Origin of the sequence: Bacillus sp. FSL R5-0447, from assembly GCF_038606125.1 — a bacterium.
GTDB classification, from domain to species: domain Bacteria; phylum Bacillota; class Bacilli; order Bacillales; family Bacillaceae; genus Bacillus; species Bacillus velezensis.
The window spans coordinates 3,681,869-3,702,500 of the sequence record NZ_CP152012.1; the positions used below are offsets into that span (position 1 = coordinate 3,681,869).

At 49.4% G+C, this 20,632-nt stretch carries 23 protein-coding genes; 5 read left to right on the top strand and 18 right to left on the bottom strand.

Features of this window, described 5'->3' with window-relative positions:
* Window positions 1-141 precede the first annotated feature (141 nt).
* From hisIE to NYE68_RS18695, 8 genes are read right to left on the bottom strand one after another with little or no spacing between them, the layout of a single operon-like run.
* Window positions 142-762, bottom strand: coding sequence for a bifunctional phosphoribosyl-AMP cyclohydrolase/phosphoribosyl-ATP diphosphatase HisIE (gene hisIE, locus NYE68_RS18660; protein ID WP_015418300.1), 621 nt, complete (start codon window positions 760-762; stop codon window positions 142-144).
* On the bottom strand, window positions 759-1,517 hold the full coding sequence (hisF, locus tag NYE68_RS18665) for an imidazole glycerol phosphate synthase subunit HisF (protein ID WP_324636365.1): 759 nt from the start codon (window positions 1,515-1,517) through the stop codon (window positions 759-761). Before hisF ends, hisIE begins: the two co-directional genes overlap by 4 nt.
* Complete coding sequence (hisA, locus tag NYE68_RS18670) at window positions 1,514-2,251, bottom strand: 1-(5-phosphoribosyl)-5-[(5-phosphoribosylamino)methylideneamino]imidazole-4-carboxamide isomerase (protein WP_015418302.1); 738 nt, start codon at window positions 2,249-2,251, stop codon at window positions 1,514-1,516. The genes hisF and hisA overlap by 4 nt, the downstream gene beginning before the upstream one ends.
* Window positions 2,248-2,886 carry an imidazole glycerol phosphate synthase subunit HisH gene (hisH, locus tag NYE68_RS18675; protein ID WP_015418303.1) on the bottom strand — a complete coding sequence of 213 codons (639 nt, stop codon included), beginning with the start codon at window positions 2,884-2,886 and terminating at the stop codon, window positions 2,248-2,250. The genes hisA and hisH overlap by 4 nt, the downstream gene beginning before the upstream one ends.
* Window positions 2,887-3,471 (bottom strand): imidazoleglycerol-phosphate dehydratase HisB, encoded by a 585-nt coding sequence (gene hisB, locus NYE68_RS18680; RefSeq protein WP_015240671.1) that lies wholly within the window; start codon window positions 3,469-3,471, stop codon window positions 2,887-2,889. It lies immediately after the preceding gene.
* A complete protein-coding gene (gene hisD, locus NYE68_RS18685; protein ID WP_015418304.1) occupies window positions 3,437-4,750 on the bottom strand; it encodes a histidinol dehydrogenase in 1,314 nt (437 codons plus the stop codon). The genes hisB and hisD overlap by 35 nt, the downstream gene beginning before the upstream one ends.
* Entirely contained in the window at window positions 4,747-5,388 is a 642-nt protein-coding gene (gene hisG / locus NYE68_RS18690; RefSeq protein ID WP_012118547.1) for an ATP phosphoribosyltransferase, read from the bottom strand. The genes hisD and hisG overlap by 4 nt, the downstream gene beginning before the upstream one ends.
* Window positions 5,381-6,553, bottom strand: coding sequence for an ATP phosphoribosyltransferase regulatory subunit (locus tag NYE68_RS18695; protein ID WP_007407436.1), 1,173 nt, complete (start codon window positions 6,551-6,553; stop codon window positions 5,381-5,383). Before NYE68_RS18695 ends, hisG begins: the two co-directional genes overlap by 8 nt.
* A gap of 241 nt (window positions 6,554-6,794) precedes the next feature.
* Here NYE68_RS18695 and NYE68_RS18700 point away from each other — a divergent pair, with 241 nt between their 5' ends.
* Complete coding sequence (locus NYE68_RS18700; protein WP_031378286.1) at window positions 6,795-7,520, top strand: C39 family peptidase; 726 nt, start codon at window positions 6,795-6,797, stop codon at window positions 7,518-7,520.
* Window positions 7,521-7,540: 20 nt separating this feature from the next.
* Here the strand turns inward: NYE68_RS18700 and NYE68_RS18705 are convergent, their stop codons facing one another.
* From NYE68_RS18705 to hprK, 4 genes are read right to left on the bottom strand one after another with little or no spacing between them, the layout of a single operon-like run.
* Window positions 7,541-8,056 (bottom strand): acyltransferase, encoded by a 516-nt coding sequence (locus NYE68_RS18705; protein WP_039253698.1) that lies wholly within the window; start codon window positions 8,054-8,056, stop codon window positions 7,541-7,543.
* Window positions 8,057-8,059: 3 nt separating this feature from the next.
* Entirely contained in the window at window positions 8,060-8,710 is a 651-nt protein-coding gene (ppaX, locus tag NYE68_RS18710; protein WP_012118550.1) for a pyrophosphatase PpaX, read from the bottom strand.
* Window positions 8,711-8,735: 25 nt separating this feature from the next.
* Window positions 8,736-9,551, bottom strand: a complete 816-nt coding sequence (lgt, locus tag NYE68_RS18715; protein ID WP_324636364.1) for a prolipoprotein diacylglyceryl transferase — start codon at window positions 9,549-9,551, stop codon at window positions 8,736-8,738.
* A gap of 14 nt (window positions 9,552-9,565) precedes the next feature.
* Complete coding sequence (gene hprK / locus NYE68_RS18720; protein ID WP_013353746.1) at window positions 9,566-10,498, bottom strand: HPr(Ser) kinase/phosphatase; 933 nt, start codon at window positions 10,496-10,498, stop codon at window positions 9,566-9,568.
* Window positions 10,499-10,667: 169 nt separating this feature from the next.
* On the opposite strand from hprK, the gene nagA reads away from it, so the two are divergent.
* Genes nagA through NYE68_RS18735 form a run of 3 tightly spaced genes read left to right on the top strand, consistent with a single transcriptional unit; the run spans window position 10,668 to window position 13,325 of the window.
* The gene (gene nagA, locus NYE68_RS18725) at window positions 10,668-11,858 is read left to right on the top strand and encodes an N-acetylglucosamine-6-phosphate deacetylase (protein WP_060673998.1); all 1,191 of its coding nucleotides are present in this window, start codon (window positions 10,668-10,670) and stop codon (window positions 11,856-11,858) included.
* The gene (gene nagB / locus NYE68_RS18730; RefSeq protein ID WP_031378282.1) at window positions 11,855-12,580 is read left to right on the top strand and encodes a glucosamine-6-phosphate deaminase; all 726 of its coding nucleotides are present in this window, start codon (window positions 11,855-11,857) and stop codon (window positions 12,578-12,580) included. Before nagA ends, nagB begins: the two co-directional genes overlap by 4 nt.
* Window positions 12,581-12,593: 13 nt before the next feature.
* Window positions 12,594-13,325: a GntR family transcriptional regulator gene (locus NYE68_RS18735; RefSeq protein ID WP_015418311.1), complete on the top strand. Its 732-nt coding sequence runs from the start codon at window positions 12,594-12,596 to the stop codon at window positions 13,323-13,325.
* 144 nt (window positions 13,326-13,469) lie between these two features.
* On the opposite strand, the gene NYE68_RS18740 is transcribed toward NYE68_RS18735, so the two are convergent.
* From NYE68_RS18740 to NYE68_RS18765, 6 genes are all read right to left on the bottom strand, one after another.
* Window positions 13,470-14,045: a TetR/AcrR family transcriptional regulator gene (locus NYE68_RS18740; protein WP_015418312.1), complete on the bottom strand. Its 576-nt coding sequence runs from the start codon at window positions 14,043-14,045 to the stop codon at window positions 13,470-13,472.
* A gap of 156 nt (window positions 14,046-14,201) precedes the next feature.
* The gene (locus NYE68_RS18745) at window positions 14,202-18,071 is read right to left on the bottom strand and encodes a metallophosphoesterase (protein WP_324636363.1); all 3,870 of its coding nucleotides are present in this window, start codon (window positions 18,069-18,071) and stop codon (window positions 14,202-14,204) included.
* 93 nt (window positions 18,072-18,164) lie between these two features.
* On the bottom strand, window positions 18,165-18,524 hold the full coding sequence (locus NYE68_RS18750; RefSeq protein WP_007407446.1) for a phage holin family protein: 360 nt from the start codon (window positions 18,522-18,524) through the stop codon (window positions 18,165-18,167).
* The gene (locus tag NYE68_RS18755) at window positions 18,525-18,719 is read right to left on the bottom strand and encodes a PspC domain-containing protein (protein ID WP_003151448.1); all 195 of its coding nucleotides are present in this window, start codon (window positions 18,717-18,719) and stop codon (window positions 18,525-18,527) included.
* A 4-nt stretch (window positions 18,720-18,723) separates the two neighbouring features.
* A complete protein-coding gene (locus NYE68_RS18760) occupies window positions 18,724-19,821 on the bottom strand; it encodes a DUF4097 domain-containing protein (protein WP_007407448.1) in 1,098 nt (365 codons plus the stop codon).
* A gap of 24 nt (window positions 19,822-19,845) precedes the next feature.
* Window positions 19,846-20,172, bottom strand: coding sequence for a hypothetical protein (locus NYE68_RS18765; protein ID WP_003151444.1), 327 nt, complete (start codon window positions 20,170-20,172; stop codon window positions 19,846-19,848).
* Window positions 20,173-20,369: 197 nt separating this feature from the next.
* Between NYE68_RS18765 and NYE68_RS18770 the strand changes: the two genes are divergently transcribed.
* A complete protein-coding gene (locus NYE68_RS18770; protein ID WP_012118557.1) occupies window positions 20,370-20,630 on the top strand; it encodes a hypothetical protein in 261 nt (86 codons plus the stop codon).
* The last annotated feature ends 2 nt before the right edge of the window (window positions 20,631-20,632 follow it).

Here is a 20,632-nt window from a genome sequence, read left to right on the forward strand (position 1 = left end):
TTTTTAATAAAAACCAAAATAAACTCTATTAGTCAATATTATCAAATTCATCTGCCTCCGGTTGCGGAAATAAGGAATATTTAATTGAATGTTTAAGTTTGACAGATTAAAAACCTCACGGATCTCTCCGTGAGGTTTGTTTTACTCAGATGCTGAATGGCGTTTCGCAAGGACGTCAAGCACGTCGTCCAGAGGAAGCGACTGCTCACGCAGAAGAACGAGCAAATGATACAGCAAATCCGCCGCTTCCCATTTTAATTCTTCATGGTCGCGGTTTTTCGCGGCGATAATAACCTCTGCGGCTTCTTCGCCGACTTTTTTGAGGATTTTATCGACGCCTTCCCGAAACAGATACGTTGTGTAGGCTCCGTCAGGCATCTCCGCCTGCCGTTTGGCGATTACGCTTTCCAGTTCATTTAAGATGCCGAAACGATCCTGCGCGTCCGCTTTTTCCGAAGAAAAGCAGCTGTAGCTTCCCTTATGGCATGCGGGTCCTGAAGGCTCCGCAAGCACGACAAGAGCATCTTGATCGCAATCATAGCGGATGGCTTTCACCTTTTGGGTATTCCCCGACGTCGCTCCTTTATGCCACAGCTCCCCGCGTGAACGGCTGTAAAACCAGGTTTCTTTCGTTTCTATCGTTTTTTCGTAGGATTCACGATTCATATAAGCCAGTGTCAGTACTTCTTTGCTTGCCGCATCCTGCACGATGGCGGGAATCAGTCCGGCCTCGTCAAACCGCAGTTCATCTGCCCGTTTCATCTCACATTCACCCCGTGTTTCTTCATATAATCTTTCACTTCTTTTATAGATGTCTCTTTGTAATGGAAAATGGAAGCTGCAAGCGCGGCGTCCGCTTCACCGATCGTGAAGGCTTCAAGCATATGGCGCGCGCTGCCGGCTCCCCCTGACGCAATGACGGGCACCGGGACGGCACGTGTGACAAGCTGTGTGAGCGTATGATTAAAGCCTGTTTTCTCACCATCTGCGTCCATGCTTGTCAGCAGGATTTCACCCGCTCCCCGGCTGACGGCTTCTTTTGCCCAGGCCTGGACTTCCCACTCGGTTTTCTTTCTGCCGCCGTGTGTGTACACTTTATAGCACTCCGAATCTTCATCATACTTTGCGTCAATCGCCGCTACGATGCATTGCGAGCCGAAAAAATCTGCTCCTTCCGTAATCAGCTCGGGGCGGAGGACGGCCGCTGTATTAACGGATACTTTATCAGCGCCGGCGCGAAGCATTCGTTTCATATCGCTTAATTGATTGATTCCGCCGCCGACCGTAAACGGAATCGCCAGTTTTGCCGCAACTTGTTCTACGACGTCTGTCATCGTCTTGCGGCCTTCGTGAGAGGCGGAAATGTCGAGAAAAACAAGTTCGTCAGCGCCCTCCCTGTCGTAAGCTTCGGCCAGCTCGACAGGATCGCCCGCATCTTTCAGCCCGAGAAATTGAATGCCTTTGACGACGCGGCCTTCTTTCACATCGAGACACGGAATGATTCGTTTCGTGATCATGCGTCCTTCACCCCGCTGAGCGCTTCAGCCAATGTAAATTGTTTTGTATACAGCGCTTTTCCGATAATTGCTCCCGATACGCCGGCGTCTTTGAAGCGGGCCAGTGCTTTGAGGTCGGCGACTGAGCTGACTCCGCCTGAAGCGATGACGGTTTTTCCCGTTGCTTTTGCGAGCTGAACGGTGCTTTCGATGTTCGGTCCTGACAGCATGCCGTCAGTTGCAATATCCGTGAAAATGAAGGTTTCCGCTCCTTCGGCCGCCAATTCACGGCCCAGATCGGCCGCCCTTACCGAGGATGTTTCCAGCCAGCCTTCCGTCGAGACATATCCGTTCCTTGCATCGAGACCGATCGCGATTTTGCCGCCGTATTGTTTCAGCATGCTCTTCACAAATGCCGGATCGGAAACGGCCGAGCTGCCGAGAATGACGCGATCAACACCTTGTGATAAATAACCGTACACATCCGCTTCAGAACGGATCCCGCCGCCGATCTCGACTTTGACATCAAGCTGCCGCGCAATGTCAAGAACATGCCTGTCGTTTACTTTCCTGCCTGCTTTCGCGCCGTCAAGATCCACGAGATGAATCCATTCGGCACCTTCGTTTGCAAATTGCGCCGCCATGTCTAAAGGAGAGTCACCGTATATCGTTTCCTTGCCGTAATCGCCTTGGATGAGGCGGACGCATTTGCCGTTTCTCATATCGATTGCCGGATATAATGTAAAAGCGTTCATTTCTTCACCTTCTGTTCCGCTGCCATTTTTGTAAATTGCGTTAAGATCGCCATTCCGGCCGTACCGCTTTTTTCCGGGTGAAACTGTGCACCGAAGACATTGCGTTTCCCGACGACCGCCGGAACACGAACGCCGTACTCAGCGCTTGCCAGAAGATCGCCGTCTTCCATCCCGTCTATATAATAGGAATGGACAAAGTAAACGAAGCCTTCTTCCGCTTCCGAAAGCAAAGGAGACGTTTGGTGAACCGTCAGCCGGTTCCAGCCCATATGCGGCACCTTCAGCTTATTTCCTTCGGCATCCCTGTCTTTGAGTCTCACAGCTTTTCCGGCTAATAAACCGAGTCCTTTTGCAGAGCCGTTTTCGGTGCTTTCTTCGAAAATGAGCTGCATACCGAGGCAGATGCCGAGGAGCAGCTTCCCCTCGTCAACCATACGGTGTATGAATTGATCAAGCTTCGCGCTGCGTAAATTGTCCATGGCGTCACTGAATGATCCGACACCGGGGAGAATAAAAGCATCCGCTTTTTCAAGCTCTTCCGGCCGGTCTGATACGACATACGGGACACCGACGCGTTCCAGCGCCTTCGACACGCTGAATAAATTGCCCATACCGTAATCAATTACACCGATCATTTACAGCATTCCTTTCGTAGACGGCACGCCCTTGACGCGCGGATCAATGGATGACGCTTCGTCCAGCGCTCTGCCAAGCGCCTTAAACACGGCTTCTATCATATGATGCGTATTCGTGCCGTAATGAACGATGACGTGCAGATTCATTCTCGCTTCGAGCGCCAGTTTCCATAAGAATTCATGTACCAGCTCGGTATCAAACGTTCCGACTTTCGCTTGCGGAAATGCACCGCGCATCTCAAGGTGCGGCCGGTTGCTCAGGTCTACGGCGACTTGGGCGAGAGCTTCGTCCATCGGTACCAGCGCTGATCCGTACCGTTTGATCCCTTTTTTATCACCGAGCGCCTCCAAAAAAGCCTGCCCTAAACAGATGCCGATATCTTCAGTCGTATGGTGATCATCTATCTCCGTATCACCTTTTGCGTCAACAGTTAAATTGAATTGCCCGTGCTTTGTGAACAAATCAAGCATATGAGTCATAAACGGCACATCCGTGCTGATGTCGGCTTTTCCTTCTCCGTCTATTTCGAAAGCCAGCTTAATATCCGTCTCATTTGTTGTTCTGGCGCGTTCCGCTTTTCTCATCGGTCATTCCTCCGTTTCTCGCTTCAATCGATCTTGCGTGCGCTTCAAGCCCTTCCAGTCTCGCGAAGGCGGAAATGCTGTCCGCGTGCGTTTCAAATGCCTTCCGGCTGTATGAGATGATGCTCGATTTCTTTTGAAAATCTGTTACATTCAACGGGCTTGAAAACCGCGCCGTTCCGTTTGTCGGCAAAACGTGATTCGGTCCGGCAAAATAATCGCCGACCGGTTCAGCGCTGTATCGCCCTAAGAAAATCGCCCCCGCGTGTCTGATGCTTCCAAGCAAAGCCTCCGGCGAATGCGTCATGATTTCTAAATGCTCGGGCGCCAGCGCATTCACCGTGTCCACTGCATCTTCCATCGATTCCGTAATGTAAATGCGTCCGTGATCCCTGATCGACGCTTCGGCGATTTCTTTGCGCGGCAGCGTCTGAAGCTGTTTATTCACCTCATCTGATACGGCTTCGGCAAGCTTCCGTGAGTCAGTGACAAGCACGCTTGAGCTGAGCGTATCGTGTTCTGCCTGTGAAAGCAGGTCAGCAGCTACTTCTTTGGGCACCGCCGTATCGTCTGCCAGGACCACGATTTCACTGGGCCCGGCAATCATGTCAATATCCACAACGCCGAAGACTTCGCGCTTCGCGAGTGCTACAAATATATTGCCGGGGCCCGTGATCTTATCAACAGGCTGTATCGTTTCGGTTCCGTAAGCGAGCGCGGCAATCGCCTGCGCGCCTCCCGCTTTGTAAATTTCCTTTATGCCGAGCTCAGACGCCGCCGCCAGAACGCCCGGCGAAAGGCGGCCGTCTTTTCCCGGAGGACTGACGAGAACGATCCGTTCCACTCCCGCAGCGAGAGCGGGGATGACATTCATTAAAACGGAAGACGGATAAGCGGCCGTCCCGCCCGGCACGTATACGCCTGCGGAATCGAGCGCCGTTATTTTCTGCCCGAGCATCGAGCCGTCTTTGCGATGGTAAAACCACGAGGATTGCAGCTGGCGTTCGTGATATTCTTTAATATTGGCAATCGCCTGTCTGATCACTTCCAGCAGCTGATCATCAAGCAGACGGTACGCCTCGGTGACTTCCTCTGCACTCACGGCCATTTGGTTCAGGCTGATGCCGTCAAATGTTTTTGTATAGGCCAAAACGGCTTTGTCACCGTTTTGTCTGACGTCTTCAATAATCCCCCTGACGGTTTTCCGCTGCTCTTCGGTTCCGCTGTCGATGGAACGCTTCAGTGAAAACCGCTCGCTTCTTTTTACTGCGGTTATTTTCATTGTGCAGTTTCTCCTTCCACAACCCTGGCCAGCCTGGCCGCCATTTCGTCGATTACATCATCCTTCATGCGGTAGCTGACCGGATTGACGATAAAACGCGATGTGATGTCACAAATATGTTCTGATTCAACGAGACCGTTTTCTTTTAATGTCCGCCCGGTTGATACGATATCTACGATTCTGTCAGCAAGCCCGATTAAAGGCGCCAATTCAATCGAACCGTTCAGCTTAATGATTTCCACCTGCTCGCCCTGCTCTCTGAAATAACTTGACGCAACATTCGGATATTTCGTCGCAATCCTCGGGGCGACTCCGTTCCAATCAGCTCCGGGAAGCCCCGCAACGGCGAGATGGCATTTGCTGATTTTCAGATCGAGCACCTCATACACGTCACGCTCTTCCTCAAGCATGACATCCTTTCCGGCAATACCGGCATCAGCGACGCCATGTTCGACATAAGTCGTCACATCCATCGGCTTTGCCAGAATAAAACGGAGATTTTCTTCAGGTACGTCAATGATCAGCTTTCTCGATTCTTCAAACTCCTCGGGCAGCCTGTACCCGGCCTGCCGCAGCAACCCGGCCGCTTCTTCGAATATCCGTCCTTTTGGCATTGCCATTGTGAGTACCTTACCCATTCTGCTCTTCCTTTCTGGCACCGATAAAGTATGTGACGTTTGCAAATGATTTTGTCATATGATCGATATTTTCAATGCCCGCCAGATCCTGCAGGACGACTTTTCTGCCTCTCGCCCTTTCTTCCTCCGCGAATAAAATGGCCTGCGCCCGCTGCTCCTTGCTGAAAATCACGGCGTCCGCTTCACTAGTTTCTTCCTGGATGCCGAGCGCTTCAATCAGCCTGTCGATACGGAGCCCGAAACCCGTGGCGGGAGCGGGACTGCCGAAATGGCCGAGAAGATTGTTATAGCGTCCGCCGCTTCCAATGACAAAACCGACATTTGCCGCATACACTTCGAATAAAATTCCCGTGTAATAACTCATATGGCTGACCATATTCAGATCAAGGCGAATATGCTCGGCACATCCGTAATCCTCAAGAATGTCCCACAGGTCTTCCAGCTCCTGAATCAAGCTTTGTCCGGAGATGCCGATGATCTCCTCCGCCTTGGCGCAGATCTCTTTCCCGCCTCGCAATTCCAGAAGTGCGAGCAGCCGGCTTTTGTCTATTGAAGAAAGCGGAAGCGATTTGACATGTTCCCTGTATCCCACGTAATTCTTCTCAAAGAGAAAGCGCCGCAGAACATCCGCCCGCTCAGCATTGCCCAGAACCTCGACAAACAGCTCATCAGCGAGTCCGGCATGGCCGATCGCGATTTTAAACCGGTGCAATCCCGCGTTTTTCAAAGCGCCGGCCGCCAGCGCAATCACCTCGGCGTCCGCGCTTGTTGATCCGTCGCCGATCAGCTCCGCGCCGACCTGTTCGAATTCTGCCGGACGTCCGCCTTCCCGCTCCTGAGCGCGATAGACGCTTGCCGCGTACCCCGCTCTGAGCGGATGATTGTGTTTGTGCAGCTTAGACGCCGCCACCCTGGCAATCGGTCCGGTCATGTCAGGCCGAAGCACAAGCGTTTTTCCGTCCTGATCGAGAAGCTTAAACAGCTGCTGTTCTTCAATGGCTGACTGGACGCCTACTGTTTCATAAAATTCAAGGGTCGGCGTCTCCATAAACTGATAACCCCATTTATCAATTAAATCCGTCAGTGTGGAACGGACTTTTTTCTTTGCTTCGTATAAACCGGGCAGCGTATCTCTCATGCCATGCGGTTTCTCAAACATAAACATTTGCCTTTTACACCTCCGCTTTGTCTGAAGGAAAATTCCAAATCCTTTAGTTCGCTAATATGATAATATGTTAGCAGATAAAAGAATGAATTGCAACGCCCAATGTCCGCCTACTCTTTTCCATAAACATGGCTAAAGAATGAACAAACCTGTAAACATATCGGAACGATCGAATCATATTGAGCAGAAGTGCTATAATACATAGAATAGCTTCAACAGAAACAAGGGAGAAGAATTGATAATGAAGACGCTTGGAACATTATGTGTGCTGATTCTGACAGCCGTCCTTGTCTATCTGGGATATAACATCTATACAAACGATATTCATTTGAATTTTTTCAATCAGCAGTCCGACGAGCCTGATGAGAAAACACCGTTAAAAGGGAGTGCGTCACCGCTGAATGTCGTTCTGTACAGACAGATGGATTCTCCCAGACTGTACAATGGCTGTGAGGTGACAAGCCTTGCCATGATTTTGAACAATGCCGGATATCATGTGTCAAAAAATACATTGGCGGATAAAATCAATAAAGTTCCGCTCACATACAGCAGCGGGCTGAAGGGAGATCCGAATGAAGGATTTGCCGGAGATATGGAAAACGGCCCGGGTTTAGGCGTTTATCATGAGCCGATTGATAAACTTGCCAAAGAATATGCGGGAAACAAAGTATACGACCTGACGGGAAAAGACATTTCTTCAGTGTACCGCCAGCTTGAAAAAGGGCGGCCGGTCTGGGTGATTACCACCACATCCTTTAAGCCGGTTGATAATATGCAGACTTGGAATACGCCGAACGGAAAAATCGACATTACGTTCAGCATGCATAGCGTAGCCGTTACCGGTTATGATCACGATTATGTATACGTTAATGATCCTTACGGCTATAAAAACAGAAAAACAAACCGATCTGACTTTGAAAAAGCCTGGAAGCAGATGGGCAGCCAGGCCATTGTGATCAAGTCATAAAAAAACCCCGCTGACGTTAATCAGCGGGGTTTTCCCATTCGTTCTTTCATTTCTTCGTCCGTATAGATCACCTGCATCGGATTTCCTCCGACAAACGCCCCGGCCGGGACATCTTTGTGCACCAGCGTGCCGGCTGATACAACGGCTCCGCTCCCGATGGTGACGCCGGGCAGAATCGTTGTGTTTGCCCCGATCATTACCTCGTCACCGATTGTGACATCACCGGTCCGGTACTCATGTATTAAATATTCATGAGCCAAAATCGTCGTATTGTAGCCGATGATGCTGTTTTCTCCGACAGTGATTTTTTCAGGAAACATAATATCCGGCATCACCATCAGCGCGAATGAGGTTTGTTTTCCGACATTCATTTTCAAAAAGGTTCGGTACAGCCAGTTTTTCACGCTTAAAAACGGCGTATACCTTGCGATCTGAATGATGATGAAATTTTTCATCACCTTCAGAAAGGGAACCGTCTGATAAACATGCCACAATGAATTTGCACCTGAAACCGGATAGCGGTCTGTTTTTCTCACGGATTACTTCACCCCGGTGATGTGCAATAAATCACTCATTTTCTCAAGCATATAATCGGGTTCATAGGCGGAAAGCGTCTGTGCGCCTTTAATCGTCCACGCGACGCCGGCTGTTTTCGTGCCGGCGTTTTTTCCCGCCATGACATCATGATAATTGTCACCGACCATTATGGCTTCCGACGGATCGCACCCAAGCCGGCTGAGAGCAAGCCGCACAGGCTCGGGGTCAGGCTTCGGATGCTTTACATCATCAAGCGTGACGACAGTATCGAAAAACGCCCCGATGCCTGTCAGCTTCAATCCCATATTGACTGTATCCCTCAGCTTCGTGGTGACAATCCCGAGCTGATAGCCCGCTTTTTTCAATTCATCCAGCGTTTCGTAAACCGTTTCGTACTCCGTGACGAGCTCATCGTGCTTTTCATGGTTGAATGCTCTGTACATGCTGATCATCTCATCGCACTTTTCAGCATTAATGCCTGAAAACGTTTCATACAGAGGCGGGCCGATAAACGGAAGCACATCTTCCCTTTTGAACTGCCCCGGGCAATAATGATCAAGCGTATGAAGGTAAGAAGCGATAATCAGTTCATTCGTGTCAATCAGCGTGCCGTCGAGATCGAATAAAATGGCGGTTACACGTTTATCAGTCATCTTATGTCCTTTCCGATTTCAGGCGTCAGTCCGTATCTCCATACCGCTTATCGGCATACCCTTTAACGCGTCTGAAAACCATTAAAATAATCGCAAGTACAATCAGCACAATGGAAATGACCTGCGCAATCCGAAGCTGGCTCGTAAGCATCAGGCTGTCCGTCCGCATTCCCTCAATAAAGTATCTGCCGATCGAATACCAGATCACATACGTCAAAAACAGATTGCCCCTGCGCAGGTTCACGCGGCGGAGCAGAAGCAGAATCAAGACGCCCGCAAAACTCCACAGCGATTCATACAAAAACGTCGGGTTATAATATTGTCCGTCTATGTACATCTGATTAATGATGAAATCCGGAAGATGCAGACTTTCCAAAAATGACCGGCTGACCGCTTCACCGTGAGCCTCCTGGTTGATAAAGTTCCCCCAGCGCCCGATGGCCTGGCCGAGCAGAATACTCGGCGCGGCAATATCCGCCAGCTTCCAGAATGAGATCCCTCTTACTTTTGAAAAGACGATTCCCGTTGCGATCGCGCCGATCAATCCGCCGTGAATCGCGATGCCGCCTTTCCAGGTTTTAATGATTACCCCGGGGTGTTCCGAGTAATAGCTCCACTCGAAAAGCACATAGTATGCCCGTGCGCAAATGATTGCGATCGGGATGGCGAAAAGAACAAGATCAATAAAAATGTCCTTTTTCAGCCCCCGCTTTTCACTCTCCCTCATGGCCATCCAAAGCCCTAATAACGCGCCCGCGCCGATAATGATTCCGTACCAGTGCACGGATAATGGCCCGAGCTGCAAGGCAATCGGATTGATTGGTGTTCCTGCTTCGTTCATATTATTGCCAACTCCTATTCGTCTTGTTCGCCGTCCTCAATGACATCCGCCAGTTTATTCGTAAATTGCTCGGCAGCATTTAAGCCCATCCGCTTCAATCTGAAGTTCATCGCCGCAACTTCGATAATAACGGCGAGATTTCGCCCAGGGCGGACTGGAATGGTCAGTTTTGTAATTTCCGTATCAATGATTTTCATTTTTTCTTCTTCAAGTCCGAGACGGTCGTATTGCTTCCCTTGCTCCCAAAGCTCAAGGTCCATGACGATTGTAATTCTTTTATTGCTTCTGACGGCGCCCGCTCCGAACAGCGTCATGACATTTATAATGCCGAGACCCCTGATTTCAAGCAGATGCTCAATCAGATCAGGCGCATTCCCGACGAGCGTATCCTGATCCTCCTGCCGGATTTCGACGCAGTCATCCGCGACAAGACGATGGCCGCGTTTGACGAGCTCCAGGGCCGTTTCACTTTTACCGACGCCGCTTTTTCCCGTTATGAGCACACCGACGCCGTATATATCCACAAGCACGCCGTGAATGGCGGTTGTCGGCGCGAGACGGCTCTCAAGAAAATTCGTCAGCCGGCTTGACAGTCTGGTTGTTTTCAGAGGGGATCTGAGCACAGGCACGCCGTTTTTCTCGGATGCTTCTACAAGCTCCGGCGGGATCGGCATATCTCTGGAAAGTATGATAGCCGGCGTCACATCGGTGCACAGCGATTCCATCCGCTGTTTTTTATCCTCCTCAGGAAGCTGATCGAAAAATGACAGCTCCGTTTTTCCTAAAAGCTGCACCCGTTCTCTCGGGTAATATGTAAAATAACCGGCGATTTCAATACCGGGCCGTGATAAATCACTCATCGTAATCGGGCGGTTAATCCCTTCTTCTCCGCTGATCAATTCTAAATGGAACTGCTCCATTACGTCTTTGGTCCGAACCTTTGCCAAGATATGTTCCTCCTGTTCTGGGATGTTCCGAGCTTTGAACAGTTATATTTTATCACTTTACCGTCTGAACCAAAACAGATTTATACAATTCCGGCATAACTGGTCTAGATAACTAGTCTGAAAAAGAGTAAAATAAAACTAACAACTAACCAGAAAGGCGTGTTTTAAAGTGGCTGAAAGCTTGTTAATCAGCGGTGCGGACATCGTAACAGAAGAGGAAATCATCCGAAACGGTTTTCTCGGTATAAAGGACGGCATCATTTCTTACGCGGGGAAAACAAGACCGCAAGAAACGTATGAGAAGGAATGGAAGGCGCCCGCGGGCTCGTATGCGCTTCCCGGAATGATTGATATTCATATTCACGGCGGATACGGCGCGGATACGATGGATGCTGATATTGCAGCTCTTGATACAATGTCCGCCCGGCTGCCCGAAGAAGGAACAACCTCTTTTTTAGCGACAACGATCACACAACAGCACGAAAACATTGAAAAAGCGCTCGTCAACGCCAAAAAATGGGCGTCTTCCTCACCGCAGGCCCAAAAAGGCGCTGAGTTGATCGGCATTCATTTAGAAGGACCGTTTGTCTCTCCGAAAAAAGCGGGAGCACAGCCGAAACAATGGATTACGCCGGCCGATGCCGGGCTCTTTCAGAAATGGGAGAGGCTCTCCGGAGGTCTGATTAAAATCGTGACGCTTGCACCGGAAGAAGATCCTGATTTCAGCCTGATCCGTTATTTAAAAGACCGGAACATCATCCCGTCAATGGGACACACAGACGCGGGAGCCGATCTTTTACAAAAAGCGGCGGATGCCGGGGCGGTGCATATGACACACCTCTTCAACGCCATGAGCTCCTTTCATCACCGTGAGCCGGGGGGCATCGGTACGGCTCTCGCCTGCGGCCGCATCACGGCGGAGCTGATCACTGACGGCATTCATTCCCATCCTTTGGCCGTTAAGCTTGCCTATTTGGCGAAAGGAAGCAAAAACCTGATCATGATTACAGACTCCATGCGGGCAAAAGGGCTTAAGGACGGAGAATACGAATTCGGCGGACAAAGAGTCACCGTTTGCGGAGACAAAGCGCTTCTCTCTGACGGGACGCTGGCCGGTTCCATTTTAAAAATGAATGAAGGCGCAGCGCTCATGCGCAGGTTTACAAACTGCTCATGGCTGGATATAGCAAATATGACATCGGCAAATGCGGCCCGCCGCCTCGGCATATTCGACCGTAAAGGAAGCATCGCCGAAGGAAAAGACGCCGACGTTGTTCTGACGGACGGACAGTGCGGCGTGCTGGCCACGATTTGCCGCGGAAACACCGCATATATCTCAAGGGAGGCTGATTGGATATGAACGTTATCACATGCAGACATTATGAAGAATTAAGTGAAAAAGCCGCAGCGATTATCGCTGAAACAGTGAAACAAAAGCCGGATGCCGTTCTCGGCCTTGCGACGGGAGGCACTCCTGAAGGCGTATACAAAGAACTTGTGCGGATGCACCGCTCAGAGGGCTTGTCATTCGGGGATGTCACGACAATCAACCTTGATGAATACGCCGGGCTTTCTCCCGAGGACAAAAACAGCTATCATTATTATATGAATACACATTTTTTTGCACATATCGACAGCCGAAAGGACCGCCACTTTCTCCCTGACGGACGGGCAGACGATCTCGATGCCGAATGCGGACGCTATGACCGATTGATTCAAACACTCGGCGGAGCGGATATACAGCTTTTAGGCATCGGACACAACGGCCATATCGGCTTTAATGAACCCGGGACGCCATTTGAATCCCGAACCCATGTCGTTGAGCTGAATGAAGAGACAAGACAGGCGAATGCGCGGTACTTTCCGTCAATTGATCAAGTCCCTGTAAAAGCCCTGACAATGGGGATCGGGACGATTTTGTCCGGCAAACGGATTTTGATCATGGCATCCGGAAAAAGCAAGGCCCAAGCGGTGAAGCAGCTTCTGGACGGGCGCATCAGCGAAGCATTCCCCGCCTCCGCCCTGCACGCGCATCCGGATGTGACGGTCTTGATTGATGAAAAGGCTGCGGGCGGCGATTGAAAGGATTTGACCTATGCAGATTGATAAACAATCTCCGATTCCGATTTACTTTCAGATTATGGAACAATTAAAAACACAAATCAAAAACGGCGAGCTGAAAGCGGATGCGCTGCTTCCGTCGGAGCGGGAATACGCCGAACAATTCGGCATCAGCCGAATGACGGTGCGCCAGGCGCTTTCCAATCTGGTGAATGAAGGATTTTTATACAGGCAGAAAGGCCGGGGAACGTTCGTCAGCAAACTGAAGATGGAACAGCCGCTTCAAGGGCTGACAAGTTTTACGGAAGATATGAGAAGCCGGGGCATGAAGCCGGGGAGCAGACTTGCCGAATACCAGCTGATTCAGGCGACGGAAGAATTATCTTCTATCCTGGGATGCGGCTATCAGGCAACGCTTCATAAAATCATCCGCGTCCGGCTGGCGAATGATATCCCGATGGCGATTGAAGCCTCGTACATTCCGTTTGACAAAGCGGGAAAACTGGACGCCTCTCATTTTCAATCATCCATGTATGAGCATATTGAAGCGTACAATCAGATGCCGATCTCACGGGCAAAACAAGAGCTTGAACCGGGAGCCGCTTCCGAGGAAGAAGCTGAGCTGCTCGGTATCCAGCCCGGCGCCCCCGTCCTCTATATCAAGCGGACCACTTATCTGCAGGACGGCACTGCCTTTGAGCACGTCAAATCCGCCTACAGAGGCGACCGCTACACATTCGTGCATTATATGGACAGGGTGAAATGAAACATCTCCAACCGTTACGGGTTGGAGATGTTTTTTTGATCTGCCATTTTCAAATCAAGCCGGGGAATGTTCTCTATGACTCTGTCAAAACGGAGAGGCTGGGGTTCTGATATCTATTTTTATAAAGAAAAGAGTAATAAAATGCTACCCTCTGTTTTGGACAATATACGGAACCTGCTTTGAAACCAGCAGCAGCGGTTCTTTGTTTTTATGAGCCAGTGAAAACATGATTGCGCCTTCAATCATCGAGTTGATTGTCACCCCGAGCTTCTCCGCTTCCTCTTGTTCAAACCCATGTTCAAGAAATTTTGCCGCAAACACATCCGTCCACTTCTTGAACACCTCAACACATGTGCATCTTAACGTTTCATTGATCAGAGCGGTCTCACCCGCCAGCAATCCAACCGGCACGCCCTCAATATTCTGCGGATCATTAAACTGTTCAGCCGTTACATGAATAAAGTGCTGAATCGCTTCTATAGGGTCCGCGAATTGAGACATACTATTCTGTATTTGCTTTTCAACGCATCTTCCCGTATATTTGATCGCCGCAATGGCGAGTTCTGCTTTTCCATTTGGAAAGTGATGATACACAGACCCTCTGGGTGCTCCGCTCTCTTTTATAATTTGATTCAAACCAGTCGCATGATATCCCTGAATCTGAAAAAGATATGCAGAGGTTTGAATAATTCTTTCTTTTGTCCCGGTTTTACTGTTCATTATGTTTCCTCCTGCATATTACGAAAACCAATCGATTTTAGTATAGAAAAGGGACATAAAAAAGTCAAAAGCACTTAGTACCGCCATGCATGTTACAGAAAAAAACCTGCTGACCGTCAGATTTTCTTCTGACGATCAGCAGGCTGTATGTTTTCGTTATGGGTTTGAGGCATGCCTGAAATCAAACTGATCCGGAGCCGGGCGATACGGCGTATTTCCCGTTTTGAACATCCACAGCGGTGATATTGTTTTGCCGTTGTACGGGTCCTTCACGACGGTGTACCAGTAATAAACGGAATCAGGCTGCAGGCCGTCCCAGACCCAATTTGCGGTTTTTCCGCTTTTTACGTGTTTTTTATGACCGAGCAGTTCGTTCGTATAGACGTTGCATTCAAAATAATCGGTCGCTACCCTTTTCCTCTTCGGCTGTAAATCCATTTCTGCTGAGAATTCGTCTTTATCAGCGAACAGATCGGTGTCATAGTAATTGATGTCATCCGTGTACGGCGAGTAGGAGAACATGTGAACCTGATTGGCGGCCTGATCGAATTGCATCATGCGCATAAAGCCCTGCCCCCCTTCCGGACCGTCCTGGTAGTCGGTCAGAATTTGGTGGACGAGGCGGTCCGGTTTTCCGTCCCCGTCATCGTCAAGCGCATCGGTTTTTTTCATGGCGTTATGGTAATGGCCGCTTAATACCATCGCCACATTGCGATTCGGCTTGACGACTTTTCGATAGATCGTCTCCCCGATCGGGCTTCGATTTCCGCTCACAAGCAAGTACTCATGAAAGCATAAGATGGCGGTTCGGTCCGGATACCTCTTCAGCACTTGATTGATCCAGTCAATCTCTTGTTCCGCAATGCCCCAGCCCATATAAATCATAATAAAATCGTTCCCGCTTGCCGACAGCAGATCATAATGCCCGCGGTTATTTTTGTATGATCCGCCGTAATGCATGTTCTGTTCAAATCGGCGGCTCCCGAAGAAATCCCCGAATGTTCGGTATGTGCCGTCTTTATGGCCGACGTCGTGATTGCCGGCAAGCACTCCGTACGGAATTCCCGCCTTGTCAAGTGTCCGCATGGAGTGATCGGCGTTTTTCCACTGTTTCATCACCATTGAATCATCGACGATATCACCGGTATGAAAGACATATTTAATATTGTGCTTTTCCTTATTTTCTTTGATCCACTCCGTCATTTTGTCAAAAATGTGCGGGTGCCCTTGTGCGTAATACTGTGTATCCGACATCCAGATAAACGTGTAATTGCCTTTCGCCGGTATTTGATCCTGCACGATGACATTCATTTTTGAGTTCTTCACCACATCCGCTGCGGAAACGGCGGCTTTTAATGTAAACGGCTTTTTATCTTTGGCAAGAACGCTGTCCGCCTCCTGCCAGCGGCTTGTCCGGTAATTCCAAATATACATGGTTACCTTTCGGCCGGGCAGAGAGCTTCCTTTCCAGACCGCCTCAGCCAGATCCGTTTCGTCGATAGACGGGTCAACGGAGACTTCGAACCGGTGATAAGGAAAACGCTCCATACTTTCCGCCGATACGGTTTTTCCGTCATTTGCCGAGATGCGGTTCATTTCCGGCAGGGTAAACGGCATTTCATTTTCTTTTATGCCCCTCGGCGGTTCCGTTAATGAGGCGTGTTTATACACTTTCACGCTGCCCGGATTCCGCGCGGTATAACGGAAGCCGCGATAAAATGATACATTCATGTCATCCTTCGTCGGGTCTTTTACCCGGACGGACAGCTTTGCTTTGTGGGCGCCGATTTTTTGATCGGCAAGCTCCGGCTGGTTCGGCTCCTCCCGTTTGATATGGAAGGTGCGGACGGACGTTGTTTCATTTCCGGCAAGGTCTGCCGCAATGATGGTAAGGGTATGTTTTCCGGGCTTAAGATCGGCTGATGACGTGTGATGCGGGAGCGTAATGCTTTCTCCGTCCAAAAACGCTTTGACCTCTTCCACTTTGCTCCATTTGTCACGAATGTCCGCATTCAGCTCAACATTACCTTTCAGCGCCGCGCCTTCTTTGATACTCGGGACAATCTTCGGCCCTGTATTGTCCACCCGCACAGATTGGCTCAGCTGCTCCTCACCGTCGCTAACAAAAATATGGTGATAGCCTTCAGAAAGCTTCGTCGTGTTCCACGGCAGCAGCCGTGACGTAAACAAATGATCCGGCAGGCTGAATGAGAAGGTCTTCTGCTGATTCGCCCGCCTGCCGTCACCGATAAACAGCTGCTCAGCCGGATCCGTCTTCCCGTCTTTGATCACCGTTCCATCCGAAAGCACCAGACGGGCATGTTTCACGACAAAATCATCCCGATTCTCTCCCGTATCATACGGAGAAACCTTTGAGCCCGAACGGATGGATACTTTCTGTGTTTTGCCCCCTTTTTGCAGCAGACGTTCCGGAAGGAGAACCGAGTGCGTTCTGTAACGGTGAGACGGATCGTCAAAAATGTGCAGCACCTCATTTTCCATTATGACGGTGTTTTGAAAATAAAGATTCGTTTTCCGGGCATCGAAGGCGAAATAGACCTCTTTTTCCAGCGCCGGCCGGGTCTCCTGCCGCTTGCCGTCAATCCACAGCTTGATCTTATCGGCGCTGACGTCGGAAGTCGCTTTGAGCAGATAGGTGCCGGATATCGTATCTTCGGGTTCAACATTCATTCTGAGTCCGTGTGATTTGCTCGTCTGTTCAATGTCAATCATTTTGACGGGCGTTTTTGCTTCATTTTCTCCATCACTGGCTGCGATATAATACTCAAGCTGATCCTGGCCGAGCAGTTCCGGGGAATAAAGAATGTGATGGTATAAGCTGTCGTTGCGGTCTTTTTCGGCCAGAATTCGTTTGAATGGTTTTTTCTCATTGGTCCGGTAATAAAACGCGGCTGTTTTGACAAGGTTTTTGTCTTTTATGTCAGCCTTTAATTCAATGCTTTCAGCGGGCCGGACGGGCTTTCTGTCTGTAAGGTCTTCGATGACCGGTTTTTCCTTGTCAGGTTTGATCACCCTTTTCTGCTGCGGGATCTGCGCCTGAAAAACAGAGCCCGGTGACGGCTTATGCTCGCTCGTGGAGATCCTCAGCAATTCTCCCGTTCCGTTCAGCGGATATTTGTACAGCAAAGAAGTCAGCCGGCGGAAAGCGTGTTTCCGGTAATGCGCTGAGGCGATACCCTTTCCGGTATTTGCCGACAGCACCACCGTACGCGGGCGGCCGTTGGACATTCCGTCCGTCCCTTCGATGACGGCGAGATGTTCTCCCTCCTTCAGGCGTGTCCTGTAATAGCGATTGAAATCATCTATCGTCAGTTCTGATGCGGCGCGTCTCAGCCAAAACACGTAAGTCCCGCCTGACGGAATGACGGTATCTTCTTTCGGCCTCCATATCATATCTGATTCCGGCCCTTCCTTCGGATAGCGGTAGCGGATGTGATAGTCTTTAAAATGAATGGGTCTGTCCGTCGTGTTATACACCTCGATAAATTCATAGGCATCAGCGCCGTCTTCATTTTTCGTATCAACCGCAAGCTCCGTAATCATCAGCTCGGGAATATGATTCAAATCGGCTTGATAGCCGTCCAGCTTCAGCCGCTTTTTCTCCGATTCCGCCCGCTGTCTGCCGTTGGTGAAAACGAGGTAATATTCCAATTCTCCATTCCAGATATCCCGTTTTGAAACCTGGGCCGTAAACAGCCGGATTGCGCCTGGCGCGGGCTCCATCGGCACCATTTTAAACCCCAGCTCATTGCTTTGTTTATAAAAAAGAAACGCCGAAAACGCTTGATAGTCAGCATTCCGTACATGAGCCTGTATGAACAGGTTTCTTTTCATTTCCGCCTTTACTTCGATTTGGGGAGGATTCTCCAGAAGCGGTATGTAATGAGGCGGCTGTCCGAATTCCTGCTGATTCACGGGGATTGCCGATTCTTTGCGCGCCGCATCCGCAGAAGGACTCACACAAAGCAAACCAATCAGAAAAAAGAGCGTCATCACAAGTTTCATCTCATTACCTCCCTATGCATTATGTTGCGTCAGGAGGCTGCCGCTTATGTAAATCACACATAAAAAAGCTGCCCTCTCGGGACAGCTCGTTTTTTACCTTTTTCTAAGCGGCTCCAATATGCCTTTTTGGATCAGCAAGTGGAAAACGGACAGCACGACGGATGCCCAAATGGCGGTGCCGAATCCATCAATCTGAAAGCTGTCTCCCATCAAGGCTGCGGTCATCATTAACGTAATGGCGTTGATGACAAACAGAAAGAGGCCGAGGGTCACAACCGTGACGGGCAATGTCAATATGACGATGATCGGCTTGATCAGCACATTTAACACAGAAAGAATCACACTGGCGATGACAGCCGCTCCGATACTGCTGATATGGACGGAATCAAAATATCCCGCGATAACGATTAATAATAAAGCATTTACTAAAATGCTGACTGCCCATTTGATCATTTATTTCAAATCTCCTTCTAAAGGTACAACAAAACACCAGATAATATATACAATCGGCACGATTCCGCTCGTGACAAGCGCTAATACAACAGTGATAATGCGCAAAAGCGACGCATCCATATTGATGTACTCCGCCAAACCGCCGACGACGCCGGCGATTTTACGGTTTTTTTCTGAACGGTAAAGTCTTTTCATCCAATCACCTCTGAGTATGCTTGAGCTTAATGGCTCCTGTTAACGATTCTGAGAAAATCGAGAGATGCTGATCATGGCCTTGATTTGATGCCAGCATCAGTTCTTTTTGAATGGTATCATTCTTTTCCTTTAAAATTTCCGCATCAATCAGCTCATGGCTGAGAGAGCCGAGATTGCTTTTCAGCTCCGCTTTCACCGCCGAATCATCAGGCAGAGCGATCTCCACGTTTCCGGTCGTCGTTTTCGTGTAGATGGAGCGGCAGTGCGGCGCTGTCACGGTAAGCATGATATTGCCGTTAAAGCTTTGAACGTCAATGGATTCACTCGATCCGCGCAAATCAATCAAGCCGTTGATCGTTTCCGCTTCAATCGCGCCGCATTGATGTCCGGCCAGCTTGATTTGTCCGTTAGCCGTTTCCGCCGACGCTTTATCAGCCGTCAAATGAGAGAATGACAGAACGCCGTTTGTCGTTTTCGCCGAGAATTCTTTTACATGTAAATGTTCCCCTCTGATCGGTCCGTTAAACAGCTTCACTCTTATCTTATCGTACTCTTTCTGGGGAACATAAAGCGTAACATTGGTTTTCATCGTTTTCTTTTCCGTGCGGACAAAAAACTTATTGCCCTTCACTTCACACTCAATGTGCTGAAGAAATGCGGTGCGCGCCGCCTCCTGACTGTCCGCCCGGTACACTTTCGCCTGGCACTCCGCTCTGATATCTTCATCCGCCCACGGCACGATATTGACGCTGCCGTTTGCGATCTGCATATCAATGGCCGAGAATTCACTGTCTTTAAATTGAAAAATATGCTGCACTTCGTGTGCGTGGCCGAAATTCAGATCAAGATCCGCTTCCTTCACTTTTTTGACGGCAGAATCAATCCAGTCGAACAGCTTCGCCCCGAGCGACGGCTTTTGGCTTCCTTTTGCCCCGCTTTCGAAATCTTCCGCAGGTTCCTGGACCTCTGCAGATAATGCGGTGATCTGCTCTTCTTTTTCTTTATATTCATGATCCAGTTTTTCAATGAGCGTCAGTGCTTCCTGCGCCGTCAGCATGCCGTCTTCCACAAGCTTTAAAATCCGTTCTTTCTCCTGTTTCATACAAAACGCCTCCCCCGACTTTTCTTACACCTGGCGTAACACCTTAATTCCCTGCACGATATTCCAAATGACCATTCCGATGAGGATCAGAAAATAAACAGCTGCTCCTGTTATCATAACAAAAACGGGCACCATACTCTCCCCCTGAGCCGTAATCAATCCGCCGACAACACCCGCGGTCACAATCAGCAATCCCGCAAACGGAATGATATGGGAAATCAGAGCGCGCATGGCATGCCGCTTCGTCTCTTTTTCATCGACGACAAAATAAGCCACAATCGGAAGAATGAGCGGCGCGAGAAACACGCTGAAATAACAGATTGATGCGATAATCGCTTGATTTCGGTTCAATAAAAACACTCCCTGTGCCGTGATGTAAAAACCCTTCCTTATACATACGTATGACGAATGGGCGGGTTTCATTTTCATGCTAAGGACATGCTTCGTTATACGTAATTTTTGATTTCAGAGATTTCACTATAGAATCTTTTCCCCGAACCGATTACAATATGTAACAAAGCCTGACCGTATGCAAGGAGGACATACAAATGGAGAAAGATCCCGAAAACGCCCAAGTAACGGAAGAGAGTCTGCGAAATTTAATTCGCGAACAGAAAAGAATGAACAGCGAAATGCTGGCTGAATTGGAACAGATCAAAGCAGCCCCTCTTCCCATTTCCCATGATATCCAATATATAAAAGTGCTGCTGGACAGCAGCAGCACCCATATTCTGCAGGACTTAATGCATTTAAGCAAACAGCTTCCCCAACAGAAAAAAGCCTGTAACACAACAGCCCAAAACCGGTGAGT